This window comes from Streptomyces sp., assembly GCF_035645055.1.
Lineage (GTDB): Bacteria > Actinomycetota > Actinomycetes > Streptomycetales > Streptomycetaceae > Streptomyces.
In genome coordinates this window covers 1-26,634 of the sequence record NZ_DASQNH010000064.1, presented here as the reverse complement: position 1 = coordinate 26,634, position 26,634 = coordinate 1, and the positions used below count along the sequence as shown (strand labels likewise).

Sequence of the window (26,634 nt, the reverse complement as noted above, 5' to 3'; positions counted from 1 at the left end):
CTCGGCATCTGGCAGGGATCTGGCGGTTCTGTGCCGCGCAGGCGGTCACCCGCCGGGGGCGCGGGGACGGGTCGAGACGCGCTCCGCCGCGCGGGCGCGACCAGCCCACGCGGGCGCGACCAGCCCACGACGCGCACCGGCATATGCCGGCCCCTGCCACCCCCGCCCCGCCCCGCCCAACCCAACGGAGTGAGCTGGCGCACATCTGCCGTAGAGTTGAGGCCGGTCGAAACCTGACCGTGGCAGATCGGAAGGGCAACAGGCGTGACCGTCGACGACACGGGCTCCGGCATGGGTCGTAACCCAGCGCCCGACGGCACCGACCCCGGCGAGGACCCTCTCGCACTCCGTCTCGAACAGCTCATCCTCGGCGCCGAGCGCCGCTACACCCCCTTTCAGGCGGCCCGCAGCGCCGGCGTCTCCATGGAGCTGGCGTCCCGCTTCTGGCGGGCGATGGGCTTCGCCGACATCGGACAGGCCAAGGCGCTCACCGAGGCGGACGTCCTCGCCCTGCGCCGCCTGGCCGGCCTCGTCGAGGCGGGGCTGCTGAGCGAGGCGATGGCGGTGCAGGTGGCCCGCTCCACGGGCCAGACCACCGCCCGCCTGGCCGAGTGGCAGATCGACTCCTTCCTGGAGGGCCTGACCGAGCCGCCCGAGCCCGGCATGACCCGCACCGAGGTCACGTATCCCCTGGTGGAACTGCTCCTGCCCGAGCTGGAGGAGTTCCTGGTCTACGTCTGGCGGCGCCAGCTCGCCGCCGCGACCGGCCGGGTCGTCCAGGCGGCCGACGACGAGGAGATGGTCGACCGGCGGCTGGCCGTCGGCTTCGCCGACCTCGTCGGCTTCACCCGGCTCACCCGTCGCCTGGAGGAGGAGGAGCTGGGCGAGCTGGTCGAGGCCTTCGAGACCACGGCCGCCGACCTGGTCGCCGCGCGCGGCGGCCGGCTCATCAAGACGCTCGGCGACGAGGTGCTGTACGCCGCCGACGACGCGGGCGTGGCCGCGGAGATCGCGCTGCGGCTGATCGAGACCATGGCGAACGACGAGACCATGCCGGAACTGCGCGTCGGCATCGCCTTCGGCACGGTCACCACCCGTATGGGCGATGTCTTCGGTACGACGGTGAACCTGGCCTCCCGGCTGACGTCGATAGCGCCCCGGGACGCCGTGCTCGTCGACAGCGCCTTCGCCGAGGAGCTGATCCGCACCGGCGAGGCGCCCGCCTCGGAGGCGGAGGCGGCCGAGGCCGCGGCCGCCGCGGAGAAGGAGGGCGAGCAGCCGCCGGCGTACCGCTTCGCGCTCCAGCCCATGTGGCAGCGGCCGGTCCGTGGGCTGGGCGTGGTGGAGCCGTGGCTGCTCACGCGGAGGGACGTCACGGCGTAGCGCCGTTCCGGCCGGCCGCCGCTCAGGGTGGTTACCGGTCCCGGTCCTCGTTCAGCGGGTCCACGCAGAGGCCGACGACCGGGATGCAGAAGCCGGGCTCGTCCGGGCGTTCGGGGGCCGGGGTGCCGGTGGTCGGCGCGGGGGTCGGGGCCGGCTTCGGCTTGGGCCGCGGGGCGGGGCTGCCGGCGGGTGCCGGCGGCGCCGCGGTGGTCCCGGGGCCCGAGGGTGGATTCGGGGTGCGCGGGATGGTCGTGGCGTCGGGGGCGGCGATGCCGGTGTCCGTGGGGGAATCGGTCGCGGTGGGGACGTGCACCGTAGTCCCGGAAGTGCCGGAAGTCCCGGAAGTGCCGGTGGTCCCCGTGGGGGCCGCCGCCCCGCCCTGCGCGGACGGCGCCGACGGGCGGTCCTCCGGTGCGGCGGTGAGGGACGCGGCCGTGTTCGCCGCCCTGTCCCCGGTGTCGCCGGTCGTGGCCGCATCCTGGCTGGGGCCGGTCCGTACGGGACCGAGGCCGTCGACGTCGCCCGGCTCGGCCGACAGCCGTACGAGGCTCAGCACCGCGGCGGCCACCGCGAGCCCACCCGCGGTGAGCAGCAGCTTGCGGGGGCGGGGACGACGGTGCCGGCCGCGGGCCGGGCGGGCCGTGGGGTGACCCTTGTGCTGATTGTGGCGTATGTGGCTCATATGAGGTTTGTGAGTCGTGTCGGTCTTCGTTCCGCTCGTCATGCGATCGATCCCTCCCCGCTGCGTGCGCCCCCGGTGCGCCGTGGCGGAGCACGCTATGCGCTCCCCGGGGCGCGGGGGCGGGAGTCGAGCGGATGTCACTCGAACGAGGTGTCGGCCGTGGTGAGGGGATGGGTGCGGGGTTGGGAGATCCCGACCCTGGGGGGATGCAGGCCCGATGGATGCGGTGCCCGGGAGATGCGGGCCCCGGGGGTTGCGGGGTCTGCGGGTCCGGGGTGGCTCGGGGTGGGATCGGGGGTGGATCAGGGAGGCCGGCTCTTTTCCCGGCGGGTAGGGGCTGGGATGATCGTGGGAGTGGAAGTTAACCCGCGTTAACCGGAGGGTGTCGTGAGCGAGGGCGTTGTGAGCGAGGAGCGGTTCGGGGAGTTCGTGCTGGTGCGGCGGTATGAGCGCGGGCATGTCGCGGAGCTGGCACTCGACCGGCCCAAGGCGATGAACGCGGTGTCGACCGAGATGGCGCGGTCCGTCGCCGGGGCGTGCGCGGCGCTCGCCGCGGACCGGGACGTCCGGGTGGTCGTCCTGACGTCGACGCACGAGCGGGCGTTCTGCGTCGGCGCGGACCTGAAGGAGCGGAACTCCTTCACCGACGCGGACCTGGTCCGCCAGCGCCCGGTCACGCGCGGGGCGTACACCGGCGTGCTGGAACTGCCGATGCCGACGATCGCGGCGGTGCACGGATTCGCCCTGGGCGGCGGTTTCGAGCTGGCCCTGTCCTGCGATGTGATCGTGGCGGACCGTACGGCGGTGGTGGGGCTGCCGGAGGTGTCCGTGGGCGTGATCCCCGGCGGCGGGGGGACTCAGTTGCTGCCCCGCCGGGTGGGGGCGGCCCGCGCCGCCGAGCTGATCTTCACTGCCCGCCGGGTGGAGGCGCCCGAGGCTCGGGAGCTGGGGCTGGTCGACGTCCTGGTGGACGAGGGCGGAGACCGGGAGGAGGCGCTGTCGCTGGCTTCGCGGATCGCCGCCAACTCCCCGGTCGGCCTGCGCGCGGCCAAACGCGCCCTGCGACTCGGCCACGGCCTGGACCTCCCGGCCGGTCTGGAGGTCGAGGACGCGGCCTGGCGCTCGGTGGCGTTCTCCGGCGACCGGGCGGAGGGGGTGGCGGCGTTCAACGAGAAGCGGAAGCCGGAGTGGCCGGGGGAGTGAGGAGTACGCCCTCTCACGTCCTACGGGATCGATCCCGCGTCACGCCGTCTCGCGTAGAGGTGGGGCTCGCGGTGCCGCATCCCCCGTTCCCGCGCCACCGCGGCTCCTGGGGGCGTCGTGCCGCCTGCCTGCCGGTACCGCTCCTCCTGCCGGTGGGGGCGCACGGCGGCGCCCGTCCCCGGCACCGAGGAGCCCTCGCCGTGCGCCCTCGCGTGGTCCCGTCCCCCCACCGGTGCCACCCTCCACCGGCGGTCCGAGCCCGCCTCCGCCGACGGCGGCCCGAGCCCGCCTCCGCCGACGGCGGCCCGATCCCGTTCCCGCCGATGGCGACCCGCTCCGCTGACAGTGGTCCGATCCGTCCCCGCCGATGGCGAGCGCTCCACCGACAGCGGCGCGAGATCCGTCCCCTTGCCGATGTCGACCCGCTCCACCCGGCCGGCCGTGGCCCGAGCCCGCCCCCGCCGACGGTGGCCCCGCGCGTCACCGTGATCACTCCATGCGCCGCATCAACGTCCCACATCCCCTGAAACCTCCTAGCCTGGAGCAATGGGTGAGGACAACCGGCTCGCGGACGTGGTCGCGCTGGCGCAGGGGATGGCCGCGGCGCGCACTTCGCGCGAGTCGTGGCGGGCTGCGGCGGCCGGGGCGTGCCGGGCGCTGGACGGGAGTTTCGCCGCGCTGTCGGTGTGGGAGCGTGAGCTGGGGCGGCTGCGAGTGCTGGTGAACGTCGGCGACCGTGCGCCGGACGAGGTGGAGTTCCCGGAGGACGAGGCCTATCCGGTGCACCAGTTCGCCGAGATCGCCGAGTTCCTGCACGAGCAGTGGGCCGCCGGCGGGGAGCCGGACGCCTGGGTGGAGACCGCCGACGGGCCGACGGAGGGCCGTGCCGGGTTCGTGCACGAGCGGGTCTCGGCCCTGCGCCGTCGCGGGCGGGGATCGTGTGTCGTCGCGCCGATCGTGCTGCATGGGCGGGCCTGGGGAGAGCTGTATGTGGCCCGGCCGGCCGGGGCGCCGGTGTTCGGCCGGGACGACGCGGACTTCGCGACCGTGCTGGCCGCCGTGGTGGCGGCGGGCATCGCGCAGACGGAGCGGCTCGAGGAGGCGCGCAGGCTCGCCTTCACCGACTCCCTCACCGGTCTCGCGAACCGCCGCGCCGTCGACATGCGCCTGGACGAGGCGGTGGAACGGCACCGCAGGGAAGGAGTGGTCGTCAGTCTCGTCGTCTGCGATCTGAACGGGCTCAAGCGGGTCAACGACACGCTCGGGCACGCCGTCGGGGACCGTCTGCTGGAGCGGTTCGGGTCGGTGCTGTCGCTGTGCGGGGCGATGCTGCCGGGGGCCCTCGCCGCCCGGCTCGGCGGGGACGAGTTCTGCCTGCTCGTGGTGGGGCCGCCCGCCGAGGACGTGGTGAAGGTGGCCGACGAGCTGTGCCGCCGGGCCGCGGAGCTGGAGCTGGGCGAGGGGGTCGCCTGCGGAGTCGCCTCCACCGCGGAGCCGATCGGCCCGGTCCGCTCGGCCCGCCGGCTGTTCCGGCTGGCGGACGCCGCCCAGTACCGGGCGAAGGCCGTGCGCGCGGCCAAGCCGGTGGTCGCGGGCCAGGAGGGCCCGGACGATCCGGTCGTGCGTCTGGCCGATGCCCCGTCCCGTGAGGGGAGCCCCGAGCGGCGGCGGTTCCGGGGGCGCGGGGTGTGAGTAAGGGGTGAACCCCACCCCCACTGGTGACATTTTCGAATTCACTGCGTACGCTCCTGAATATGGATATGCACACTGTGGTGGTGGGGACGTCCGGCGTCACCGCGTCCGACGTCCTCGCCGTGGCCCGCGGCGGCGCCCGCGTCGAGCTCTCCGACGAGGCGGTGGCCGCCCTCACCGCCGCCCGCGAGATCGTGGACGCGCTGGCGGCCAAGCCGGACCCCGTCTACGGCGTCTCCACCGGCTTCGGCGCCCTCGCGACCCGGCACATCGGCCAGGAGCTGCGCACCCAGCTCCAGCGCAACATCGTCCGCTCGCACGCCGCCGGCATGGGCCCGCGCGTGGAGCGGGAGGTCGTCCGGGCCCTGATGTTCCTGCGGCTGAAGACCGTCTGCTCCGGGCACACCGGCGTGCGGCCCGACGTCGCGCAGACCATGGCGGACGTCCTCAACGCCGGGATCACCCCGGTGGTGCACGAGTACGGCTCGCTGGGCTGCTCCGGCGACCTGGCCCCGCTCTCGCACTGCGCCCTCACGCTGATGGGCGAGGGCGACGCCGAGGGCCCGGACGGCACCGTCCGTCCCGCGGGCGAGCTGCTCGCCGAGCACGGCATCGCCCCCGTCGAGCTGCGGGAGAAGGAGGGCCTCGCCCTCCTCAACGGCACCGACGGCATGCTCGGCATGCTGATCATGGCCCTGGCCGATCTGGACACCCTCTACAAGTCCGCCGACGTCACCGCCGCCCTCAGCCTCGAAGCCCTGCTCGGCACCGAGAAGGTCCTCGCGCCCGAGCTGCACGCCATCCGCCCGCACCCGGGCCAGGGCGACGCCGCCGCCAACATGCTCGCCGTCCTCCAGGGCTCCGACCTCACCGGCCACCATCAGGACGACGCGCCCCGCGTCCAGGACGCCTACTCGGTGCGCTGCGCCCCGCAGGTCGCCGGCGCGGGCCGGGACACCATGGCCCACGCCCGCCTGGTCGCCGAACGCGAACTGGCCTCGGCCGTCGACAACCCCGTCGTCCTGCCCGACGGCCGGGTGGAGTCCAACGGCAATTTCCACGGCGCCCCGGTCGCCTATGTCCTGGACTTCCTGGCCATCGCCGCCGCCGACCTCGCCTCCATCGCCGAGCGCCGCACCGACCGGCTGCTGGACAAGAACCGCAGCCACGGCCTGCCGCCGTTCCTCGCCGACGACGCGGGCGTGGACAGCGGCCTGATGATCGCCCAGTACACCCAGGCGGCGCTGGTCAGCGAGCTGAAGCGGCTGGCCGTACCGGCGTCGGCGGACTCCATCCCGTCCTCCGCGATGCAGGAGGACCACGTCTCCATGGGCTGGTCGGCGGCGCGCAAGCTGCGCACGGCGGTGGACAACCTCACCCGCGTCATCGCCGTCGAGCTGTACGCGGCCACCCGCGCCGTCGAGCTGCGCGAGGGCCTGACCCCCGCCCCGGCGACCCGGGCGGTCCTGGACGCGATCCGCGCGGCCGGCGTCGAGGGCCCCGGCCCCGACCGCTTCCTCGCCCCGGACCTCGCTGCGGCGGACGCGTTCGTGCGCGACGGCCGGCTGGTCGCGGCGGTGGAGTCGGTCACCGGACCACTGCGGTAGGGCCCGCGCGCCCTGCGGCGCGCGGCCCCGCACGGCGAAGGGCCCCGTCCGCACACCGGACGGGGCCCTTCGCGGTGACCGGGTTACTTGAGCTTGCCCGCCTGGGCGTCGATGAGCGCCGCCGGAATGTCGTAGTCCTTGCCGGACATCAGCGCGCCGATGTTCATCGTGTAGTAGGTGGCGACGTTGTTGCCGTGCCGCACGACCTCGCCCTGGATCTTGCCCTCCTGGCCTTCCATGTCGCCGGTCAGGGTGAACGCGACCGACTCGTCACCCGTGCCCGAGGCCTTCTTCTCGGTCACCTTGGTGATCTTCTGCTCCTCGCCGCCCGATCCGGCGGTGAAGCCGCCCGCGCAGGCCGCGACGGCGTCGGTGACCGACTTGAACGTCTTCTCGGCGCCGTCGGCGTCGTACGAGGAGAGTCCGACGACGGTGACGTTGATGTTCATCGAGTCGCCGAAGGCGTCCTCGAACTCACCCTCCGTCAGGTCCTCCAGGGACTTGGAGGCGGTGTCGGTCGGCGACTTCTCCTCCGTCGCCATGGTGTTCGTCTCGGCCGCGGCGTCGCCCGGGGCCAGACCGCTCATCACGTACGTGAGCGGCTTGCACTTCTCGTCGCCCGTGATGGCCTTCTTGTCGGCCGGGAACTCCGTCTTGTCGACGGCGCTGAACGTGAACCCGTCCACGTCGCCCTTGGCGACGATGAGCTTCTGCAGCTCCGCGGCGCTCAGCGCCTTCGCGGCAGAGGCCTTGTCCTGCGAGCCGGAATCCTTCTCCCCGTCCGACCCGCTCTCCGAACAGCCCGTGACGAGGGCGAGCGACAGCACGCTCACAGCAGCCACGGCGCCCAGCCGCGCGCCCGATGATCTCTTCATGAGCGGACTATGAAGGCCGCGCCGAGAACGCGTCAAGCCGGATCAATAAAGGTCACTTACAGCCCAAGGCGCTCTCTGCGCACCGAATACACCACGAATCCGGCGCCCAGGGTCAGGCAGAGCGTGCCGCCGACGACGTACGGGGTGCTGTCGAAGCTGCCGGTGTCGGCGAGCCGGGTCTCGCTCCCGGACGTGCTCAGCGAGGCGGTGGTGGCCGCGGAGGCCGCGGAGGCCGCCCTGGCCTGCGTCGTCTGGATGACGTGCGAGAGCTGCGGGGTCGAAGCCTGCTGTCTGGCCGGGGCGTCCGCCGTCGCGTTCGCGGAGGGGACGAACCACAGGGCGCCCAGCAGGGTGCCCGCGGCGGCGGCGGTCAGCAACGGACGGCGAGCGGATGACACGGAATATCGATCCCCTTGTGGCGCTGGCGAATTGGCCGTGTGGGGCGATGTTAGTGAAAGGCGCGGGTCACGGGAAAGTCACGGGCGCCCCGGGCCGTACGCTCGCGTCATGAGCACTGCAGAGACATCACGTTTTGTACGGCTTCGAGTGGAACTCGTCCTCGAAGTGACGGACGAGGACGCGGTCACCAAGGCCGCGCTGCGCCGGCTTGCCGGCGAGCCGGATATGCCGGCCGCGGAACGGGTACACGCCGAGAGCGCTGTGACGGAGGACACCGCGGAGGCCCTGGCCCATCTCGTCGACCCGTTCGACCTGGTCGGCGAGGTGCCGGGGGTCGAACTGCAGCAGGCCTCCTGGAGCAGCGAGCACGTGGAGTACGACCCGGATTCGCCGGACTGGGACCTCGACGAGGATGATGTCGACGAGGACGACGCATACGACGACGAGGGCGACGGCGAGAACGGCGGCCGGGTGTCGGGCGGCTGAGCGCGGCGGGGAAAATAGTGCCCCGGGGCGGCAACCGCGCCCCGGGGTTTTCTCGTCTCAAGGGGCGCACTGACCGACACCCGCACTGTTCCGCCCGGCGGCGGACGTGGTGTGCCCCACACATACGAGGAATGTGGAACGGGACGAACCGGTCGTAGCGTTGAAACCTCTTAACGGGGACTCTCGGGGTTTTTGGGGAATCGGCAACGATGGAGAAGCGTGTGATGACGAACAGTAAGCGGCGCAAGGGCCTCACGGTCGCGTCCGCACTGCTCGGCGGTGTGCTGGTGCTCTCGGCCTGTTCCGGCGGCGAGGAGGCTTCCGGGAACGAGGGCAACGACGCCTCGCAGGCCAAGGTCGACGAGGCGGCGGCGCAGAAGACCTCCGAGGCCCAGATCAAGATCACGCCTGCGGACGGCTCGAACAATGCCTCCATCAACAACTCGGCAGCCGTCACGGTGAGCAAGGGCACCCTCACCGAGGTGAAGATGACCACCGCGGACGGCACCGCCGTCGCCGGTGAGATATCGGCGGACAAGGCCAGCTGGAAGCCGAGCGCCCAGCTGGAGCGCGCCACCACCTACAAGATCGCGGTGACCGCGACGGATGCCGACGGCCGCGAGGCCCACGAGAACGCCTCCTTCACCACGGTCTCCCCGGACAACAGCTTCATAGGCTCCTTCACTCCGGAGGACGGCTCCACGGTCGGCGTGGGCATGCCCGTGTCGATCAACTTCGACAAGGCGATCACCAACAAGGCGGACGTCCAGAAGGGCATCACCGTCTCCTCCAGCAGCGGCCAGGAGGTCGCCTGCCACTGGTTCAACGCCAACCGCATGGACTGCCGTCCGGAGGAGTACTGGCAGGAGGGCTCCAAGGTCACCCTGAAGCTTTCGCTCGACGGCGTCGAGGGTGCCGAGGGCGTCTACGGCGTCCAGCAGAAGACGGTCTCCTTCACCATCGGCCGCAACCAGGTCTCCGTCGTCGACGCCGAGACCAAGCAGATGCAGGTCATGCAGGACGGGAAGGTCATCAGGACCATCCCGATCTCCGCCGGCTCGCCCGACAACAAGACGTACGAGGGCCAGATGGTGATCTCCGAGAAGTTCAAGGAGACCCGGATGAACGGCGCCACGGTCGGCTTCACCGACGACGACGGCAAGGGCGAGTACGACATCAAGGACGTGCCGCACGCCATGCGCCTGTCCACGTCCGGCACCTTCATCCACGGCAACTACTGGGGCGCGAAGTCCATCTTCGGCAGCGCGAACACCAGCCACGGCTGCGTGGGCCTGTCCGACACCAAGGGCGCCGACGACCCGAACACGCCGGGCGCCTGGTTCTTCAACAACTCGATCGTCGGTGACGTCGTCGTCGTGAAGAACACCGGCGACAAGACGATCGCCCCGGACAACGGCCTCAACGGCTGGAACATGGACTGGGCGCAGTGGAAGGCGGGCTCCGCGATCTGACGCGGGCTCAACCTCGGCCGAAGATGCCGCCTCCCCTCCCGGGGAGGCGGCATCCGCGTATGTCCGGCCGGGCTGCTCCGCGCTCGCCGGAAGGGCCCCGGCCGGTGACGATCCGGAAGGGAACCATCGTGGTCAAGGAGAACAATTCCGAGGAACCCTCCGCGATGGGCCCGAGTCGGCGCGTTTCTATAGCGAACTCGTGACACGAACCTCTCTTGAGGCGGCAGAACACCCCCCGGCATACTTCCAGTTCCGGGGGGTGACGAGCATGTGCGCGGGACCACCCCGGCCGGGTGAACGGGGAATTCGCCCGGTACCTCAACTCCAGGGGGAGTTTTGCGCAGACAAGTGAAGAGAGCGGGCGCCGCCGCGGTTGCCACCGCGGCCGCCGTGGCCCTCGCCGCGGGACTGACCACCCCGGCGTCGGCGAAGGCCGGGCAACCTGCTCACAGCAGCGCCGAAATGACGTCCCAGCACCACATCACCCTGATCACCGGTGACCGGGTCACGGTGGACGCCAAGGGACGCGTCGTCGGCGTGCAGCCGGCGAAGGGGCGCGAGCACATACCCGTACAGATCCGCAAGGCCGGCGGGCACACGCTCGTCATACCCGCCGACGCGGCCCGCCTGGTCGCCACCGGCAAGCTCGACCAGCGGCTGTTCGACGTCACCGAGCTGAACAAGTCCGCCACCCGCAAGGCCCAGAAGCAGGGCCTGAAGGTCATCGTCGGCTACCGGGGCGCCGCGGGCGCCGCGAAGGGTGAGGTCCGGGACGCGGGCACCCTCCGCCACAGCCTGAAGGCCCTGAACGCGGACGCCGTGCAGACCCCGTACGCGGACACCCACGAGCTGTGGGACGCGGTCACCAACGGCGACAGCACCGCCGCCGGGATCGCGCACGTCTGGCTCGACGGTGTGCGCCGCGTCAACCTCGACACGTCCGTCGCGCAGATCGGCGCCCCCAAGGCGTGGGCGGCCGGCTACGACGGCAAGGGCGTGAAGATCGCCGTCCTGGACACCGGTGTGGACGCCACCCACGCCGATCTCAAGGACCAGGTGGTCGCGTCCAAGAACTTCACCAAGGCGGCCGACGCCGGCGACAAGTTCGGCCACGGCACGCACGTCGCCTCGATCGCGGCCGGCACCGGCGCGAAGTCCGGCGGCAAGTACAAGGGTGTCGCGCCCGGCGCCGACATCCTCAACGGCAAGGTCCTCGACGACTCCGGCTACGGAGACGACTCCGGCATCCTCGCGGGCATGGAGTGGGCGGCCGAGCAGGGCGCCGACGTCATCAACATGAGCCTGGGCGGCCCGGACAGCCCGGAGATCGACCCGCTGGAGGCGGCGGTCAACAAGCTGTCCGCCGAGAAGGGCGTGCTGTTCGCGATCGCCGCGGGCAACGCCGGTCCCGAATCGGTCGGTTCGCCCGGCACCGCGGACGCCGCGCTCACCGTCGGCGCCGTCGACGACAAGGACGAGCTGGCGGGCTTCTCCAGCACCGGCCCGCGCCTCGGCGACGGCGCGGTCAAGCCGGACGTGACCGCGCCCGGCGTGGACATCACCGCCGCCTCGGCCAAGGGCAGCGTCCTCGCCCAGGAGGTCGGCGAGAAGCCGGCCGGCTACCTGACCATCTCCGGTACGTCGATGGCCACCCCGCACGTCGCGGGCGCCGCCGCCATCCTCAAGCAGCAGCACCCGGACTGGACCGGCGCCCAGCTCAAGGCCGCGCTGACCGCGTCCACCAAGGGCGGCGCCTACACGCCGTTCGAGCAGGGCTCGGGCCGTATCCAGGTCGACAAGGCGATCAAGCAGACCGTGGTCGCCGAGCCGGTGTCGGTGAGCTTCGGTGTGCAGCAGTGGCCGCACACCGACGACAAGCCCGTCACCAAGCAGCTCACCTACCGCAACCTCGGCAAGCAGGACGTCACCCTGACCCTGTCCGCCAAGGCCACCAACCCCAAGGGCCAGGCGGCCCCGGCGGGCTTCTTCAAGCTGGGCGCCACCAAGGTCGCGGTCCCGGCCGGCGGCACGGCCTCCGTCGACTTCACCGTCAACACCAAGCTGGGCGGCACCCTCGACGGCGCCTACTCCGCGTACGTGACGGCGACGGGCGGCGGCCAGACCGTGCGCACCGCGGCGGCCGTGCAGCGCGAGGTGGAGTCGTACGACGTCACCCTGAAGGTGCTGGACCGCGCCGGGCAGCCGACGAAGAACTACAGCGCCGGCCTGGACGGCCTCACCGGCCTGGGCAAGAACAAGTGGTACACGCCGTACGACCCGGACGGCACCGTCACCGCCCGCGTCCCCAAGGGCAGCTACGTCCTCAACGCGGGCATCTTCGTGGGCGCGGACCCCGAGAAGTTCGAGGGGGCCGACTGGCTCGCCCAGCCCAAGCTGAGCGTCACCAAGAACACCACGATCACGCTGGACGCGCGCAGGGCCAAGCCGGTGAACATCACCGTGCCGAACGCCGCCGCCAAGGCCGCCTACCTCTCGACCGACTTCACCGTGGAGACCCGCGACAGCGTCTACGTCTACGGCTGGGGCCTCGAGTCGTTCGAGAACTTCCGCACCGCCCACCTCGGCCCGCAGGTCACCGACGGCTCGCTGTCCCAGCAGTGGGAGGGCCACTGGACCAAGGGCGCCAACGAGCAGTACGACATCAGCACCGGTGCCGAGGTGAAGCAGGTCGCCACCGGCTACACCAAGCACTACAAGCCCGGTGACCTGGCCCGCGTGAAGGTCGCCATGGGCGCCCAGGCCGCCGGGAAGAAGGGCGCGATCTCCGCCGTCGGCTGGCTGCCCGGCAGCTACAGCGCCTCCTCCATCGCCATCCCGCAGAACATCCCCGGCACCCGCACGCTGAACCTGTCCACGCAGGGCGGCGTCCGGTGGGACCTGGAGTTCGAGCAGTACGGCGGGGTGGACGCGGAGGGCTGGCCGGTCTCCGAGTCGTACTACTCGATCGGTTCCGGTCTCGCCCTCAAGGCCGGCCAGAGCTACTCCAGGACGGTCCAGAAGCCCGTCTTCGGCCCGACCATGAACAGCGAGTTCGGGCTCTGGCGGGACGGCAACGAGATCTACGGCTACCTGCCGCTGTTCGCCGACTCGTCGAAGAACCCCGGCTCGTCCCTGTTCACCTCGGTGGCCACCACCCTCTACCGCAACGGCACCAAGGTCGGCACCAACGACGACCCGCTGTTCGGCGAGAAGGTGTTCAAGGTCCCGTCCGGCGACGCGGCGTACAAGCTGACCACCTCGGTCAAGCGGAGCAGCAAGGTCACCGCCTCCTCCACCCGGATCGACGCCGGCTGGACCTTCCGCTCCAAGAAGCCGGCCGACTCGGCGAAGCTCCCGGCCTCCACGGCCCGCTTCCACGCCGTGACCGGCCTGGACGGCAAGGTCACCGCCGGAAAGACCGCCACCTTCCCGGTCACCGTCGAGGGCGCGGCCAAGGGCAGCAACCTCAAGGCGCTGCACGTCTACGCCTCGTACGACTACGGCAAGACCTGGAAGAAGCTCACGGTCACGAACGGCAAGATCACCGTGAAGAACCCGGCGAAGGGGAAGGCCATCTCCTTCCACGCCAAGATCACGGACAAGAACGGCAACAAGTCCACGATCTCGATCTACAACGCCTACTACGGCAAGTAGCAGTCACTCGCTGAGGCCTCGGCGCCGTCGTCAGACCGACGGTGCCGAGGTCTTCGCATCCGCCCCCCAGCTCGCCAGCAGGCGCAGCGCGTCCGCCGACGGGGAGCCCGGCTCGGCGTGATACGTCACCAGGGACTGTTCACCGTCGTCGACCATCCGGAACGTCTCGAAGGACAGCGTCAGCTCGCCGACCAGCGGATGCCGCAGCAGCTTCACGCCGTACGCCTTCTCCTTGACGTCGTGCCGGGCCCACAGCCGCCGGAAGTCCTCGCTCTTCACGGACAGCTCGCCGACCAGCGCCGACAGCCGCGGATCGTCCGGATGGCAGCCCGCGTCCAGGCGCAGGTAGCCGACCACGTCCGACGCCTTCTGCTCCCAGTGCGTGAACAGATCACGGTAGTCCGGCCGCAGGAACACCAGCCGCGCCCAGTTCCGTTCCCGCTCCGGCAGCTCCGACCAGTCGCCGAACAGCGCCGCCGCCATGCGGTTCCAGGCCAGGATGTCCGAGCGGCGGCCCACGACGTACGCGGGAACGCCGTCCATCGTGTCCAGCAGCTGGCGCAGCGCCCCGCGCACCTGCTGGGTGCGCCCGGCCGCCCGCTTGCGGTGCTGCTTCGGCTTCGCCAGATGCGTCAGATGGGCGTGCTCCGCGTCGCTCAGCCGCAGCGCGCGGGCGATCGAGTCCAGGACCTCCGCCGAGACATTGCGCCCGTTGCCCTGTTCCAGCCGGGTGTAGTAGGCCACCGAGACCCCGGCGAGCTGAGCCAGCTCCTCACGCCGCAGCCCCGGCACCCTGCGGTGCCGCCCGAAGTCGGGCAGGCCCACGTCCTCCGGCTTCAGCCGGGCCCGCCGGGTGCGCAGGAACTCGCTCAGCTCCGCCCGCCGGTCCAGGCCGGCCCCCCGGCCCTCGGCGGGCTCGGGCACGGTGTCGAGCTGTTCTTCCATACGGTCCAGTATTCACGGTCGTACGACGACGAGCCTGACCCCGCCAGTGGTACGCACGGCGAACGTACGCAACAGCGTGGTCTGGGTGACCCGGGTGAAATCCTCGACGCTGGGGGGCGTGCCCGGAGAGAAGACGGACAGAAGGCAGCCGGGCACGTTCATCCCCCGCTAGGAGACCCCTCGGCATGACCACTGTCGCCGCATACGCCGCACCCTCCGCCAAGGCGCCGCTGGAGCGCACCACCATCGAGCGGCGGGAACCCGGCGAGTTCGACGTCCTGATCGACATCAAGTTCGCCGGCATCTGCCACTCCGACATCCACCAGGCCCGCGAAGGCTGGGGCGAGGCCATCTTCCCGATGGTCCCCGGCCACGAGATCGCCGGTGTGGTCGCCGCGGTCGGCTCGGGTGTCACCAAGTTCTCCGTCGGCGACCGCGTGGGCGTCGGCTGCATGGTCGACTCCTGCCGCGAGTGCGTGAACTGCAAGGCCGGCCGGGAGCAGTACTGCGTCAAGGGCAACGTCCCGACGTACAACGGCATCGGCAAGGACGGCGAGCCCACCTACGGCGGCTACGCCCAGACGATCGTCGTCGACGAGAACTACGTCGTCCGCATCCCCGACGGCCTGCCCCTCGACGTCGCCGCGCCGCTGCTGTGCGCCGGCATCACCCTCTACTCCCCGCTCAAGCGCTTCGGCGCCGGCCCCGGCAAGAAGGTCGCGATCGTCGGTCTCGGCGGCCTCGGTCACATGGGCGTGAAGATCGCGCACGCGCTCGGCGCCGAGGTGACGGTGCTGTCGCAGTCGCTGCGCAAGAAGGACGACGGCCTGAAGCTGGGCGCCGACCACTACTACGCCACCAGCGACCCGAAGACCTTCGAGGAGCTGGCCGGCACCTTCGACCTGATCGTCTCCACGGTCTCCGCCCCGCTCGACTTCGGCGCGTACCTGTCGCTGCTGAAGACCGAGGGCACCCTGGCGAACGTGGGCGCCCCCGAGGAGCCGATCTCCCTCAACCTGTTCTCGCTGATCGGCGGCGGCAGGACGCTCGCCGGTTCCATGATCGGCGGCATCGCCGAGACCCAGGAGATGCTGGACTTCTGCGCGGAGCACGGCCTCGGCGCGCAGATCGAGCTGATCCGCGCGGACCAGATCAACGAGGCGTACGAGCGGGTCCTCGCCAGCGATGTCCGCTACCGCTTCGTGATCGACACGGCGACGATCTGACGTCCCCTGCCGGACGGGAGGCCGCCGGCCGGTGAGGCCGGCGGCCCGGGTGACTGCTAGCTGAGGCCGTTGAGGCCCCACCACTCGCCGTCGGTCCGCTCGCCCGCCGACAGAGTGCCGGTCTCCCGGCCCTGGTACGTGACCAGCCAGCCCAGGTGGCCCGGGTAGCCGTCGATGACGTACTTGTCATTGGTCACCGTGGCGAGGTCGGGACGCCCGTCGCCGGAGAAGTCGCCGACCGGGATGAAGTCCGCCATGGCGTTCCAGCCGCCGGAGCCGACCAGCTTGCGGGCGCCGAGCTTGCCGGTGGTGGTGCCCGGGTACAGCCACAGCTTGCCGGTGGCCGCCTCGCGGGCGTACAGGTCGGCACGGCCGTTGCCGTTCACGTCGCCGATGCCCACGAGGGCGTTCATGCTGTTCCAGCCGCCGGAGCCGAGCAGCTTGCGCGACCCGAGCCTGCCGGTGGTGGTGCCCGGGTAGAGCCACAGCTTGCCCGTGGCCTTCTCGACCGCGAGCAGGTCGGACCGGCCGTCACCGGTCAGGTCGCCGAAGGCGGTGATCTTGCTCATGCTGTTCCAGCCGCCCGAGCCGAGCAGCAGGCGGCTGCCCAGGGAGCCCGTGCCGGTGCCGGGGTAGAGCCACAGCTTCCCGGTGGCCGCCTCGCGGGCGATGAGGTCCTCCCGCCCGTCGCGGCTGAAGTCGCCGTGCCGGGTGAGGGTGCTCATGCCGTTGAAGCCGCTGCCGATGAGCCGGCCGGTGCCGTTGCCCGGCGTGAACCACAGCCGCCCCGCGTCGTCGCGGGCGAGGACGTCCGCCCTGCGGTCCCCGTTCATGTCCCCGAAGCCCTGCGCCTTCGGCGAGGTCTCCGAGTACCAGCGCGGGTAGGCGGTCTGGCTGCACTCGCGCTCGGTGCGCACGAACTTGATCGAGCTGGTGGTCGCGGTCGGGGACGAGCTGAGCTCACCCGGCGAGTTCGGGTCCTGCGGGAAGTAGCCGCCCCACGGCGAGTAGTCCTTGTCCTCGTAGACGCAGGCGATCATCTTCGTACGGTTCACGTACGAGCGGATCTTGTCGTCCCAGGCGCCCAGGTCCGCGACGCTCTTGCTGGTCTTCCACATGGAGCCGGTGGCGCTCTCGCCCGACCAGCCGCAGAAGTACCCCGCCGGGCAGTCGTACGAGCTGGCCGCCGCCGGCGCGGCGCCCACGGCACCGAGGCCGGTCCCGGCGAGGACGAGGCCGACCAGTGTCGCCGTACCCCGGGTCAAACGATTCCGCATGTGCTGCGTTCCCCTCCCATGTCCCGCGCGGCCGGAACCCTGCCCCGCGGAACTCCGGGCTCCCCGGGCGGACATGGCGGATTCTCGGCGGCTGTTCGACGCAAGCCAGGTGATCGTAGAACACGGCGGGATCCCCCCCCCGTGCAGCGGTTTGCGTGGGGCCCGGGCGGGAAGCGAAGGACCCCGATCCGGCACCGATGTCGCTCACCTCTCGTGGCAGGGCTCAGCCATCTGCCTCGGCGACCCCGATCGGGCAGGACACGCCGGTCCCGCCCAGCCCGCAGTACCCGTTCGGGTTCTTGGCGTCCGAAAGGTACTGCTGGTGGTAGGCCTCGGCCGGGTAGAAGGGGCGGTCCGCGGCCGGGAGGATCTCCGTGGTGACGCGGCCGTGGCCGGAGGCGGTCAAAACCTTCTGGTAGGCCTCGCGGGAGGACTCGGCGGTGGCGGCCTGTTCGGGGGTGTGGGTGTAGATCGCCGAGCGGTACTGGGTGCCGACGTCGTTGCCCTGGCGGAAGCCCTGGGTCGGGTCGTGGGACTCCCAGAAGGTCTTCAGGAGGCGGTCGTAGGAGATGACGGCCGGGTCGTGGACCACGCGGACGACCTCGGTGTGGCCGGTCAGGCCCGAGCAGACCTCCTCGTAGGTGGGGTGCTCGGTGTGGCCGCCCTGGTAGCCGACCAGAGTGGTGTACACACCCGCCGGAAGCTGCCAGAACGCGCGCTCGGCGCCCCAGAAGCAGCCCAGGCCGAAGTCGGCGGTCTCCAGGCCCTCCGGATAGGGGCCGAGGAGGGGTGTGCCGAGGACCGTGTGGCGTTCGGGGACGGTGAAGGACGGCTCCGGGCGGCCCTCGAGCGCCTGCTCGGGGGTGGGCAGGACGGGCGTACGTCCGAAGAGCATGGGTTTCCTCCTAGTACCGGGATACCGGGGCCGGGCGGTGTGGTGGCGGGGCGTCTGTGGCAACGTCCGGCCGGGCGGTCAGATTCCGCCGCGGGACTTGAGGACCTGCGCCGCGCTGTAGTCCCGTTCCCCCGTGTACGCCTTGATCATCGCCTCCCGGCTGCCCCGGAACGACCACGGCACCGCGTCGATGTAGCCGTCGACCAGGCGGAACTGCTCGACCGCGGCCTCGTGGCGGTCCTGCCAGAACAGCAGGCTGGCCAGCAGGTGGCGGACCTGCGGGATCCGCCGGTCGTCGGGGTCCGCGGCAGCCGCCGCGGCCACGTCGGCCAGGGCCGCGTCGACCGCCGCGACGATCTCCGGGCGCTTGTAGTACTCGTCCCGGTTGAGGTCGTCGTGCGCGATCTCGTACTCGATGTACGCCCGCAGCGGCAGCGCGGTCAGGAGCCGGCCCGGCTGCCCCTTCTCCGCCGCCGACCGGGCGAACTCCTCCGCCAGCTCGTGCGAGCCGCGCCACTTGGCGCACCAGTACTGGAGCGCGGCGGAGTGCGCGGCGAGGTGGTGCGGGTCGCGCTCCAGGATCTCCGCCCACAGTTTCTCGAAGCGGTCGTGCGGATAGCCCTGGCCCATCGCCAGCGGCAGCTCCGCGATGAACGGGCACGGGTCGTCGCCCGCGAGCGACTGGGCGTGCGCGCATGCCTCCCCGGCCTGCTCCAGCACCCGGTGGAAGCCCGCGAACTGCTCGCCGGTGGTGTACCGCGCGTACCCGCCGCCGCGGATCTCCCAGGCCAGGTCGATCAGCGACTCGGCGTGCACCAGGGCCGCGCCGGGGTCCTCCGGGCGCGCGGTGCGCCAGGCCAGCAGCCACGCGTCGTCCTGGACGGCGGCCCGCGCCAGCACGCCGGCGCGCCGGTTCCGCTCCTGCCAGTCCCGCCCGGCCTCGGCCAGCCACTCGGCGCCCGCCCGCCAGTCCCCGGCCCGCACCGCCTCCCGGACGGCCGTGACCCGCGGATCCGGGGCGCGGTCGTGGTCGGTGTCGAGCCGGTCGCCGGGCAGGAAACCCAGCTTGGCCGCCGCCTTCGGCAGGTCCCCGGTGCGTACACCGCCCGGTCCCTTCGTGTGCTTGCGGAACCAGATGACGAGACCGATGAGGAGGACGAGGAGGGGGATGACTATGTGCATGCGGGTGTCTGTCCTTGGGGGTGGGGTGCCCTGCCCCTGCCCTGGGGCCGGGGTCAGTGCGTCGGCGTCAGTGCGTCGGCGTGAGGAGTCTGCGCAGCTGCGTGGTGTCCGGTACGTCGTTCACCGCCGCGTCCAGCGCCTGCTTCAGCCACGCCTCGTGCCCGTCCGGCAGGCGCAGCCGGGCCGCGTCGGTCCAGGACAGCTCCCAGTGCGCCCGGCCCTGGCGGGCGAGTTCCGCGGTGACCAGGCGGGCGAGGCGGGCGCGCAGCTGGGGCCGGGCGAACTCGCGGGCGGCGCGGCCCGTGGCGGACTGCGCCTCGGGGGACTTGGGCAGCAGGTCGGCGAGCTGCCACAGCCGGCCCGCGTCGGCGGCGTCGAGGAGCGCGGCGAGGGAGCCGTCGCCGCCGTGTGTCTCGGCGACGGCCCGGCGCAGCGGCTCCGCGTCCTGCTCGGCCTGCCAGAGCATCGACCCGTGGAACAGCTCCGGCCAGTCCGCGGCCCGGCGCAGCCGCTGCGCCTCGGGGGTGAGGACCGCCTCCTCCAGTTCGGCGAAGGCGCGGGCGGGGTCGGCGAGCAGGTCGAGCGCGGGGCGGGCGCCGGCCGGGGTGCGGCCGTCGTCGGGGAGTTCCTCGATCCGGGCGACGCGTTCGGCGATCGGCGGGTGGGAGTCGTACGGCGACTGCTCCTGGGCCGGCAGGCCGGCGCGCATCTCGTCGAGTTCGGCGGCGCGGGCGGCGAGCAGCCGGCGCAGGCCGCCGAAGACCTCGCCGGGCGGCGGCAGCAGTCCGGCGCCGGTGCCGAGGGTGGCGTACGACTGGAGGTAGAAGTCGTGGGCGGCGTCCAGGACGGGGATCTCGCGCAGGGCGGAGGCGGTGGCGTCACGGCCGGCGACGCGGGCGGCGGCCAGGTCGGCGGCGAGTTCCTGCCGGCGGGCCACGCCCTGGGAGGCGCGCAGGTAGAAGGTGCCGTACCAGAGGAACGGCTTGGCGGCGAGGCGGTAGCTCAGGCCCGCCGGGCCGGGGTCGACCGCTGCGGCCTCCTTGCCGCGGGCGATCCGCTTGGCGTTCTTCTTCTCCTGCCGGGCCTGCTCCTTGGCGGCCTTCGCCCGCGACCGCTCGTGCAGGTTGGCGACGGTGCGCATGACCTGGCGACGGCCGCGCAGGGTGAGCGCGGTGAGGCGGGTGTCGTGGTGGATGTAGTGGCCGAACTCGTGGGCGAGGACGGAGCGGAGCTGGGGTTCGCTCAGGCCCGCCATCAGCGGAAGGCCGAGGTACATCCGGCGGCGGCCGGGGAGCAGGCCGAGCAGCCGGGTGTCCTCGGCGACGGCCGCGTTGACGTCGCCGGTGAGCACGATCTCGTCGGGGGCGCGGGTGCCGGTCCGCTCGGCCAGCTCGCGTACGGCGGCCCACAGTGCGGGTTCCCGCTCGGGGGTGACGGCCAGACCGGGCGGCGGCTCGTCCTTGGGAGGGCGCAGCGCGAACATGCCCTGGACGACGGGGAGGGCCACCAGCGCGCTGATGAACCAGATCTTGGCGGTGAGGGCGCCGACGCCGGCCTCGGCGAAGGCCCAGTCGACGGCGGCCAGGGCGCCGAGCATGACGAAGCCGAGCAGATAGAAGCCGGCGAGCAGGACGAGGGCGCGCAGCGCGCGCAGAGTTGCGCCCATGATGGGCCGTTCCCCCCACAGCATTGCTGAAAATGGACATGGCAAAGCGATGTGGGAGGAAACGATGCCTCACCGGAGGTCAGGGGAGCAACGTCATATGGCGCAGCGGTCCGCTCAGTGCGGCAGGGTCGCCGGGCTGCCGCCGTTCGCCTCGTAGCCCGCCACCGCCAGCGCGCGGTAGACCGCGAACTCCGCCGCCGGGTCCGGCGACAGCGTCCACGGCAGGGCGCCGACATGGCCGTCGACATGGATCAGCTGGTCCATGGCCTCCGCCCAGCGCTCGCCCCGCACCAGGAAGAACACCAGCAGATGGCGGACGTGCGCCAGCATCGGATCGTCGGCACGGGCCGAGTGGACCGCGTGCAGCGCGCCGTGGATCGCCTTGGTCACGACCTCGCTCTGATAGAACCCGCTGACCAGATTCACCTCGGGCAGGTGCTCGAACACCGAGAACAGCGGCATCGCCGCCAGCAGGGAGCCCTGCGGCGCGCGGGCCGCCGCGGCCTCCGCGAAGGAGGTCGCCAGCTCGCGCGAGCCGTGCCACTTCTCGCACCAGTAGTGCAGGGCGGCCAGGTGCGCGCCCATGTGGTTCGGCGCCCGGTCGAGGATCTTCAGCCACAGCTGCTCGAACTCCCCGCGCGGATAGGCGAGGCCGCGGGCCACCGACAGCTCGACGATGTACGGGACCGGGTCGCCGGGGGCGAGCAGCGCCGCGTCACCGCAAGCCGCCCGCGCCTCCTCCATGATGATCCGGAACTCGTCCGTGCCCGGCGTCGCCGTCCGCCACGCCTGCTGGACCAGGAACTCGGCGTGCACCGCCGCGCCGCCCGCGTCCTTGGGCTGCTCGGCCCGCCAGACCCGCAGCCACTGGCCGCCGGGCGTCTCCCCGGCGTTGCCCGGGCGCTGCTGGAGCTCCAGGGACGCGGCGCCCGCGAAGGCCTGCACCCGCTGCCAGCGCAGCTCGCCGGCCGCCTCGGTGCCGGCCAGCAGCTGGGCCGCCGCGCGGTAGTCCTGGGTGCGCTGCACCAGGTCCAGGACGTCCAGCAGGTCCTGGTCGGGGCCGGGCATGCGGACGTCCAGCTCCTCCTGGCGCACGAAGCCGTAGTTCGCCGGGTCCGCGGCGTCCGGGTGGCCGGGCGGGACCTGCTCGATCATGCCGCGCCGGCGCCTGAGGTAGGGGAGCAGCACGAAGCTCAGCATGAGCAGCGCCATCAGGACCCAGAGAATCTCCATGCCTCCAGCGTTCCAGACGCCTGTGACAATTGGCCAACCCGGTCGGCGCCCTGTGGAAAAGAGCCTGTGGAAAACTCCCGGCCCGGCGGAGCTCCGCCGGCGCTCCACCGGTGAGGGTTTTCCCTCGTCTGTCGGGGGACGTCATCCGCTCCGTTCGCGCACTACGCTCGGTGCCCATGAGCGACAGGCACATCAGTCAGCACTTCGAGACGCTCGCGATCCACGCGGGCAACACCGCCGACCCCTTGACCGGCGCGGTCGTCCCGCCCATCTACCAGGTGTCGACCTACAAGCAGGACGGCGTCGGCGGCCTGCGCGGCGGCTACGAGTACAGCCGCAGCGCCAACCCCACCAGGACCGCCCTGGAGGAGAACCTCGCCGCCCTGGAGGGCGGCCGCCGCGGCCTCGCGTTCGCGTCCGGACTGGCGGCCGAGGACTGCCTGTTGCGCACGCTGCTCAGCCCCGGCGACCACGTGGTCATCCCGAACGACGCGTACGGCGGCACCTTCCGGCTGTTCGCCAAGGTCGTCTCCCGCTGGGGCGTGGAGTGGTCGGTCGCCGACACCAGCGACCCGGCCGCCGTACGGGCCGCGATCACCCCGAAGACCAAGGCGGTGTGGGTCGAGACGCCGTCCAACCCGCTGCTCGGCGTCACCGACATCGCCGCCGTCGCCCAGGTCGCCCGGGACGCGGGCGCCAGGCTCGTCGTCGACAACACCTTCGCCACGCCCTACCTCCAGCAGCCGCTGGCGCTCGGCGCGGACGTCGTCGTGCACTCGCTGACCAAGTACATGGGCGGCCACTCGGACGTCGTCGGCGGCGCCCTGATCACCGCCGACGAGACCCTGGGCGAGGAGCTGGCGTACCACCAGAACGCCATGGGCGCGGTCGCCGGACCGTTCGACTCGTGGCTGGTGCTGCGCGGCACCAAGACGCTGTCGGTGCGCATGGACCGGCACAGCGAGAACGCCACGAAGATCGCCGACATGCTGACCCGGCACGCGCGCGTCACCCGCGTCCTCTACCCCGGCCTGCCCGACCACCCTGGTCACGAGGTCGCCGCCAAGCAGATGCGGGCGTTCGGCGGCATGGTCTCCTTCCAGGTCGAGGGCGGCGAGGAGGCGGCGGTCGAGGTCTGCAACCGCGCGAAGATCTTCACGCTCGGCGAGTCCCTGGGCGGCGTCGAGTCGCTGATCGAGCACCCCGGGCGGATGACGCACGCCTCCGCGGCCGGCTCGGCGCTGGAGGTCCCGGCCGACCTGGTGCGCCTCTCGGTGGGCATCGAGAACGTCGACGACCTGCTGGAGGACCTCCAGCAGGCGCTCGGCTGAGCGGCGTCGCTCACCAGCCCGTGAGCGGTGGAGTCGTCCGGGACGGCGGCTCCACCCACGGGCGGGCGGTCAGCGCCCACACCGTGAACGCCACGACCGCCGCGAGCAGCAGCAGGCGCCCCGCCCGGCGGGCGAGCACCCGGCGGCGCAGCATCCGGCCGCCCCGCCGCAGCACCTGCGCGGGCAGATCCGGCGGCACCGTCGGGGCGGCCCGCTCCATGATCCGCCGTACGGCGGCCTCCCGTTCGAGCCGGTTCACCGGGGCACCGCCTCCGGCGCCGCCGGTGCCGGGGTGCGCGGCGGGTGCAGCAGGGTCGCCGTGGCGCGGTCGCAGACCGTGTGGACGCGTTCCCGGGGCAGGCCCAGCAGCGCGGCGGTCTGCGCCTCGGCGACCCCTTCGAACAGCCGCAGGACGAGGATCAGCCGCTCCTGCGGGGTGAGCCGGGCGAGCGCGGTGCGGGGGCCCGGGCGGAACCGGTCCAGGGCGCCGCCGTAGTGGTGCCAGGCCTCGCGGGCGAACCGGGTGGCCAGGTACTGGCGGGCGCGGTCGTACGGGTCCTCGCCGCGCAGCCGGTCCCAGCACGCGTACGTGTGCGCGAGGGCCAGGGTGAGCAGGCGCCGCGCGCGCGGATTGTCCCGCGGCGGCTCCGCCGTGAGCAGGGTGGCGGTGTGCAGCAGCCGCCCCGCCGCACCCGCCAGGAACACCTCGAACTCCCGGGCCCGGCGCTTGCCGTCGGGCACCTGCCGCTGTCGCACCGCGCCTCCCCCGTGACCTTGAGGACGCGGGCCCCGGCACCACCGGGGGCCCGGTCTCATATGAGGCCAGGGGCGGTCCTTCGGTCAAGAGCCGTGCACGGTCCTCGCGCGGACAGCCGCCCGCGGGTCAGGACTGCGCGGCCGGCTCCGTCACCGCCGCCGCCATCCGGTCCGAGAGCGCGACATTGAAGCGGGTCAGGAGCGCGCAGAACGCCTCGCGCTCCTCCGGCGCCCAGTCCTGCGTCAACTCGGCCATCAGCTGACGCCTGGAGGAGCGCACCTCCTCCAGGCGCGACAGCCCGCGCGGGGACAGCTGGAGCACCACGGCCCGGCCGTCCTCGGGGTGCGAGGTGCGCTTGACGAGACCGGAGTCGACGAGCGGGGCGACCTGCCGGGTGACCGTCGAGGAATCGATGCCCATGCTGCAGGCGAGCGCCTTGACGCCCATCGGGCCCTCCTTGTCGAGCCGGTTGAGCAGCAGATACGCGGCGCGGTCCATGGAGTTGCGCACCTGCCCGACGCCGCCGAGCCGGGTCTGTTCGGCACGGCGGGCGAACACCGCCACCTCGTGCTGGAGGGTGTCGAGAAGACCGGTGTCACCGACGGTCGTCATGTCCATCGACATTTCAGGTGTTGTGGGCATGGCCGGGGGCTCACTTCATGAAGGGGTGCTGGGTTGGGGGACAGGGTACGCGGCCCGGACGCGGGTCGTACCGGCGCTGCGCAAACCAGTCTCGGAGGTTGGTCACAACCCGGCTTCCCACCCGTGAACTGCGATGCTTGAATCATGAGCTACCGCACCGCTGACTCCTTTCGGACCGTCACCCTCGACGACGTACGCGGCGCCCAGAAGATGCTCATGGGAATCGCCCGGGTGACGGCCATGGAGGGCAGCCGGCACCTCACCCAGCTGGTCGGCGCGCCGGTTCACCTCAAGTGCGAGAACCTCCAGCGGACGGGCTCGTTCAAGCTGCGCGGCGCCTATGTGCGGATCGCCGGGCTGCTGCCCGAGGAGCGGGCCGCCGGGGTGGTCGCCGCGAGCGCGGGCAACCACGCGCAGGGGGTGGCGCTGGCGTCGGCGCTGCTCGGGGTGCGGGCGACGGTGTTCATGCCGAAGGGCGCCCCGCTGCCGAAGATCAGCGCGACGCGGGACTACGGCGCCGAGGTGCGCCTGCACGGCCATGTGGTCGACGAGACGCTGGCCGCCGCGCAGGAGTACGCGGCGGAGACCGGCGCGGTGTTCATCCACCCCTTCGACCACCCGGACGTCATCGCGGGCCAGGGCACCGTCGGCCTGGAGATCCTGGAGCAGTGCCCGGAGGTGCGCACCATCGTCGTCGGCATCGGCGGCGGCGGGCTCGCGGCCGGCATCGCGGTCGCGGTGAAGGCGCTGCGGCCGGACGTGCGGATCGTCGGGGTGCAGGCGGCGGGCGCGGCGGCCTATCCGCCCTCGCTGGCGGCCGGGCGCCCGGTGTCGATCGAGAACCCGGCGACGATGGCCGACGGGATCAAGGTGGGGCGGCCCGGCGATGTGCCGTTCGGGATCGTCGGCGCGCTGGTCGACGAGGTCCGCACGGTCACCGAGGACGAGCTGTCCACCGCGCTGCTGCTCTGTCTGGAGCGGGCCAAGCTGGTCGTGGAGCCGGCCGGGGCGAGCCCGGTCGCGGCGCTGCTGAGCGATCCGGGCTCCTTCGAGGGGCCGGTGGTGGCGGTGCTGTCGGGCGGCAATGTCGACCCGGTGCTGATGCAGCGGGTGCTGCGGCACGGCATGGCCGCGCAGGGCCGCTATCTGGCCGTCCGGCTGCGGCTGACGGACCGCCCGGGGGCGCTGGCGACGCTGCTCGGGGTGCTGTCGCTGGTCGACGCCAACGTCCTCGACGTCAGCCATGTCCGCACCGATCCCCGGCTCGGCCTCACGGAGGCGGAGGTCGAGCTGCACCTGGAGACGAAGGGCCCGGTCCACTGCGCCGAGGTGGGCGAGGCGCTGCGCGCGGCGGGCTACACGGTCATCGGCTGACCGGGCCCAACCGGCGCTCCCGCGCGGTGGGCGCCCGGGGCCCGGCGGAACGACGCGGTACGACAGCGCCCCCGGTGTCACGCGGACACCGGGGGCGCGGCAGAGCGGGACGGCGGCCGGTTCAGCCGACGTGCCGGCTCAGCTGACGTACGGCTCGGCCTTCAGGATCCTCACCGAGGCCTTCTTGCCGTTGGGAAGCTCGTACTCCGCGTCCTCGCCGACCTTCTTGCCGTTGACGCCGGTGCCCAGCGGGGACTGCGGGGAGTACGTCTCGATCGACTCGCTCGCGTACTCCCGGGAGGCGAGCAGGAAGGTCAGCGTGTCGTCCTCGTCGCCGTCGAAGGCGATCGTCACGACCGTGCCGGGCGCGACCACGCCCTCGGCCGTCGGAGCCTCACCCACCTTGGCGTTCTCCAGGAGCTGGGTCAGCTGGCGCACACGGAGCTCCTGCTTGCCCTGCTCCTCCTTGGCCGCGTGGTACCCGCCGTTCTCCCGCAGGTCGCCCTCCTCACGCGCCGCGGCGATCTTGGCCGCGATCTCGGTGCGCGCGGGACCAGACAGGTACTCAAGCTCTTCCTTGAGCTTGTCGTACGCCTCCTGGGTCAGCCAGGTGACGTTCTCGCTGGTCTGGGTCACAGGTGCTCCTCGTCGGT

23 protein-coding genes are annotated in these 26,634 nt (G+C 72.2%); 10 read left to right on the top strand and 13 right to left on the bottom strand.

From position 1 onward, the window contains the following. The first annotated feature begins 264 nt into the window (after positions 1 to 264). Positions 265 to 1,383, top strand: coding sequence for an adenylate/guanylate cyclase domain-containing protein (locus VE614_RS20855; RefSeq protein WP_324939096.1), 1,119 nt, complete (start codon positions 265 to 267; stop codon positions 1,381 to 1,383). Positions 1,384 to 1,414: 31 nt separating this feature from the next. Here the strand turns inward: VE614_RS20855 and VE614_RS20850 are convergent, their stop codons facing one another. Continuing rightward, a complete protein-coding gene (locus tag VE614_RS20850; RefSeq protein ID WP_324939093.1) occupies positions 1,415 to 2,065 on the bottom strand; it encodes a hypothetical protein in 651 nt (216 codons plus the stop codon). Between the two features lie 402 nt (positions 2,066 to 2,467). On the opposite strand from VE614_RS20850, the gene VE614_RS20845 reads away from it, so the two are divergent. From VE614_RS20845 to hutH, 3 genes are all read left to right on the top strand, one after another. Continuing rightward, a complete protein-coding gene (locus VE614_RS20845; RefSeq protein WP_324939563.1) occupies positions 2,468 to 3,268 on the top strand; it encodes an enoyl-CoA hydratase/isomerase family protein in 801 nt (266 codons plus the stop codon). Positions 3,269 to 3,814: 546 nt separating this feature from the next. Further along, a complete protein-coding gene (locus tag VE614_RS20840) occupies positions 3,815 to 4,960 on the top strand; it encodes a GGDEF domain-containing protein (protein WP_324939090.1) in 1,146 nt (381 codons plus the stop codon). 68 nt (positions 4,961 to 5,028) lie between these two features. After that, on the top strand, positions 5,029 to 6,567 hold the full coding sequence (gene hutH, locus VE614_RS20835) for a histidine ammonia-lyase (RefSeq protein ID WP_324939560.1): 1,539 nt from the start codon (positions 5,029 to 5,031) through the stop codon (positions 6,565 to 6,567). A gap of 83 nt (positions 6,568 to 6,650) precedes the next feature. On the opposite strand, the gene VE614_RS20830 is transcribed toward hutH, so the two are convergent. Continuing rightward, entirely contained in the window at positions 6,651 to 7,442 is a 792-nt protein-coding gene (locus VE614_RS20830; RefSeq protein WP_324939087.1) for a hypothetical protein, read from the bottom strand. A gap of 56 nt (positions 7,443 to 7,498) precedes the next feature. Further along, positions 7,499 to 7,840 (bottom strand): hypothetical protein, encoded by a 342-nt coding sequence (locus tag VE614_RS20825; RefSeq protein ID WP_324939084.1) that lies wholly within the window; start codon positions 7,838 to 7,840, stop codon positions 7,499 to 7,501. A gap of 109 nt (positions 7,841 to 7,949) precedes the next feature. On the opposite strand from VE614_RS20825, the gene VE614_RS20820 reads away from it, so the two are divergent. The 3 genes from VE614_RS20820 (at position 7,950) to VE614_RS20810 (ending at position 13,453) form a co-directional block, all read left to right on the top strand. Further along, the gene (locus tag VE614_RS20820; protein WP_324939080.1) at positions 7,950 to 8,327 is read left to right on the top strand and encodes a hypothetical protein; all 378 of its coding nucleotides are present in this window, start codon (positions 7,950 to 7,952) and stop codon (positions 8,325 to 8,327) included. A gap of 224 nt (positions 8,328 to 8,551) precedes the next feature. Then, the gene (locus tag VE614_RS20815; protein WP_324939077.1) at positions 8,552 to 9,799 is read left to right on the top strand and encodes a L,D-transpeptidase; all 1,248 of its coding nucleotides are present in this window, start codon (positions 8,552 to 8,554) and stop codon (positions 9,797 to 9,799) included. A gap of 348 nt (positions 9,800 to 10,147) precedes the next feature. Then, entirely contained in the window at positions 10,148 to 13,453 is a 3,306-nt protein-coding gene (locus VE614_RS20810) for a S8 family peptidase (RefSeq protein ID WP_324939075.1), read from the top strand. 30 nt (positions 13,454 to 13,483) lie between these two features. Here the strand turns inward: VE614_RS20810 and VE614_RS20805 are convergent, their stop codons facing one another. Continuing rightward, the gene (locus tag VE614_RS20805) at positions 13,484 to 14,398 is read right to left on the bottom strand and encodes a helix-turn-helix transcriptional regulator (protein WP_324939072.1); all 915 of its coding nucleotides are present in this window, start codon (positions 14,396 to 14,398) and stop codon (positions 13,484 to 13,486) included. A 185-nt stretch (positions 14,399 to 14,583) separates the two neighbouring features. On the opposite strand from VE614_RS20805, the gene VE614_RS20800 reads away from it, so the two are divergent. Then, positions 14,584 to 15,624: an NAD(P)-dependent alcohol dehydrogenase gene (locus VE614_RS20800; RefSeq protein ID WP_324939069.1), complete on the top strand. Its 1,041-nt coding sequence runs from the start codon at positions 14,584 to 14,586 to the stop codon at positions 15,622 to 15,624. Positions 15,625 to 15,680: 56 nt separating this feature from the next. Here VE614_RS20800 and VE614_RS20795 read toward each other — a convergent pair whose 3' ends face one another. From VE614_RS20795 to VE614_RS20775, 5 genes are all read right to left on the bottom strand, one after another. After that, positions 15,681 to 16,901, bottom strand: a complete 1,221-nt coding sequence (locus VE614_RS20795) for an FG-GAP-like repeat-containing protein (protein WP_324939066.1) — start codon at positions 16,899 to 16,901, stop codon at positions 15,681 to 15,683. Between the two features lie 223 nt (positions 16,902 to 17,124). After that, the gene (msrA, locus tag VE614_RS20790) at positions 17,125 to 17,796 is read right to left on the bottom strand and encodes a peptide-methionine (S)-S-oxide reductase MsrA (protein WP_324939063.1); all 672 of its coding nucleotides are present in this window, start codon (positions 17,794 to 17,796) and stop codon (positions 17,125 to 17,127) included. 78 nt (positions 17,797 to 17,874) lie between these two features. After that, positions 17,875 to 18,978 (bottom strand): hypothetical protein, encoded by a 1,104-nt coding sequence (locus VE614_RS20785; protein WP_324939060.1) that lies wholly within the window; start codon positions 18,976 to 18,978, stop codon positions 17,875 to 17,877. A gap of 67 nt (positions 18,979 to 19,045) precedes the next feature. Continuing rightward, positions 19,046 to 20,644, bottom strand: coding sequence for a M48 family metallopeptidase (locus VE614_RS20780; protein WP_324939057.1), 1,599 nt, complete (start codon positions 20,642 to 20,644; stop codon positions 19,046 to 19,048). Positions 20,645 to 20,758: 114 nt separating this feature from the next. After that, the gene (locus tag VE614_RS20775) at positions 20,759 to 21,877 is read right to left on the bottom strand and encodes a hypothetical protein (RefSeq protein ID WP_324939054.1); all 1,119 of its coding nucleotides are present in this window, start codon (positions 21,875 to 21,877) and stop codon (positions 20,759 to 20,761) included. A gap of 176 nt (positions 21,878 to 22,053) precedes the next feature. Between VE614_RS20775 and VE614_RS20770 the strand changes: the two genes are divergently transcribed. Next, the gene (locus VE614_RS20770) at positions 22,054 to 23,208 is read left to right on the top strand and encodes a cystathionine gamma-synthase (protein ID WP_324939051.1); all 1,155 of its coding nucleotides are present in this window, start codon (positions 22,054 to 22,056) and stop codon (positions 23,206 to 23,208) included. Between the two features lie 10 nt (positions 23,209 to 23,218). Here the strand turns inward: VE614_RS20770 and VE614_RS20765 are convergent, their stop codons facing one another. The 3 genes from VE614_RS20765 to VE614_RS20755 form a co-directional block, all read right to left on the bottom strand. Further along, a complete protein-coding gene (locus VE614_RS20765; RefSeq protein ID WP_324939048.1) occupies positions 23,219 to 23,467 on the bottom strand; it encodes a hypothetical protein in 249 nt (82 codons plus the stop codon). Next, on the bottom strand, positions 23,464 to 23,964 hold the full coding sequence (locus VE614_RS20760; protein ID WP_324939045.1) for a sigma factor-like helix-turn-helix DNA-binding protein: 501 nt from the start codon (positions 23,962 to 23,964) through the stop codon (positions 23,464 to 23,466). The genes VE614_RS20765 and VE614_RS20760 overlap by 4 nt, the downstream gene beginning before the upstream one ends. A gap of 127 nt (positions 23,965 to 24,091) precedes the next feature. Continuing rightward, on the bottom strand, positions 24,092 to 24,589 hold the full coding sequence (locus tag VE614_RS20755; RefSeq protein ID WP_324939042.1) for a MarR family transcriptional regulator: 498 nt from the start codon (positions 24,587 to 24,589) through the stop codon (positions 24,092 to 24,094). Between the two features lie 162 nt (positions 24,590 to 24,751). On the opposite strand from VE614_RS20755, the gene ilvA reads away from it, so the two are divergent. Beyond that, positions 24,752 to 25,981 (top strand): threonine ammonia-lyase, encoded by a 1,230-nt coding sequence (gene ilvA, locus VE614_RS20750; protein WP_324939039.1) that lies wholly within the window; start codon positions 24,752 to 24,754, stop codon positions 25,979 to 25,981. A gap of 138 nt (positions 25,982 to 26,119) precedes the next feature. On the opposite strand, the gene greA is transcribed toward ilvA, so the two are convergent. Further along, a complete protein-coding gene (gene greA, locus VE614_RS20745) occupies positions 26,120 to 26,617 on the bottom strand; it encodes a transcription elongation factor GreA (RefSeq protein WP_324939036.1) in 498 nt (165 codons plus the stop codon). Positions 26,618 to 26,634: the final 17 nt, after the last annotated feature.

What these genes read in the sequence shown, in the direction of transcription:
- VE614_RS20850 (WP_324939093.1), bottom strand. Translation starts at nt 2,065, where the DNA reads ATGAGCCACATACGCCACAATCAGCACAAGGGTCACCCCACGGCCCGC.
- VE614_RS20840 (WP_324939090.1), top strand. Translation starts at nt 3,815, where the DNA reads ATGGGTGAGGACAACCGGCTCGCGGACGTGGTCGCGCTGGCGCAGGGG.
- hutH (WP_324939560.1), top strand. Translation starts at nt 5,029, where the DNA reads ATGCACACTGTGGTGGTGGGGACGTCCGGCGTCACCGCGTCCGACGTC.
- VE614_RS20830 (WP_324939087.1), bottom strand. Translation starts at nt 7,442, where the DNA reads ATGAAGAGATCATCGGGCGCGCGGCTGGGCGCCGTGGCTGCTGTGAGC.
- VE614_RS20820 (WP_324939080.1), top strand. Translation starts at nt 7,950, where the DNA reads ATGAGCACTGCAGAGACATCACGTTTTGTACGGCTTCGAGTGGAACTC.
- VE614_RS20815 (WP_324939077.1), top strand. Translation starts at nt 8,552, where the DNA reads ATGACGAACAGTAAGCGGCGCAAGGGCCTCACGGTCGCGTCCGCACTG.
- VE614_RS20805 (WP_324939072.1), bottom strand. Translation starts at nt 14,398, where the DNA reads ATGGAAGAACAGCTCGACACCGTGCCCGAGCCCGCCGAGGGCCGGGGG.
- VE614_RS20800 (WP_324939069.1), top strand. Translation starts at nt 14,584, where the DNA reads ATGACCACTGTCGCCGCATACGCCGCACCCTCCGCCAAGGCGCCGCTG.
- VE614_RS20795 (WP_324939066.1), bottom strand. Translation starts at nt 16,901, where the DNA reads ATGCGGAATCGTTTGACCCGGGGTACGGCGACACTGGTCGGCCTCGTC.
- msrA (WP_324939063.1), bottom strand. Translation starts at nt 17,796, where the DNA reads ATGCTCTTCGGACGTACGCCCGTCCTGCCCACCCCCGAGCAGGCGCTC.
- VE614_RS20785 (WP_324939060.1), bottom strand. Translation starts at nt 18,978, where the DNA reads ATGCACATAGTCATCCCCCTCCTCGTCCTCCTCATCGGTCTCGTCATC.
- VE614_RS20780 (WP_324939057.1), bottom strand. Translation starts at nt 20,644, where the DNA reads ATGGGCGCAACTCTGCGCGCGCTGCGCGCCCTCGTCCTGCTCGCCGGC.
- VE614_RS20775 (WP_324939054.1), bottom strand. Translation starts at nt 21,877, where the DNA reads ATGGAGATTCTCTGGGTCCTGATGGCGCTGCTCATGCTGAGCTTCGTG.
- VE614_RS20770 (WP_324939051.1), top strand. Translation starts at nt 22,054, where the DNA reads ATGAGCGACAGGCACATCAGTCAGCACTTCGAGACGCTCGCGATCCAC.
- VE614_RS20755 (WP_324939042.1), bottom strand. Translation starts at nt 24,589, where the DNA reads ATGTCGATGGACATGACGACCGTCGGTGACACCGGTCTTCTCGACACC.
- ilvA (WP_324939039.1), top strand. Translation starts at nt 24,752, where the DNA reads ATGAGCTACCGCACCGCTGACTCCTTTCGGACCGTCACCCTCGACGAC.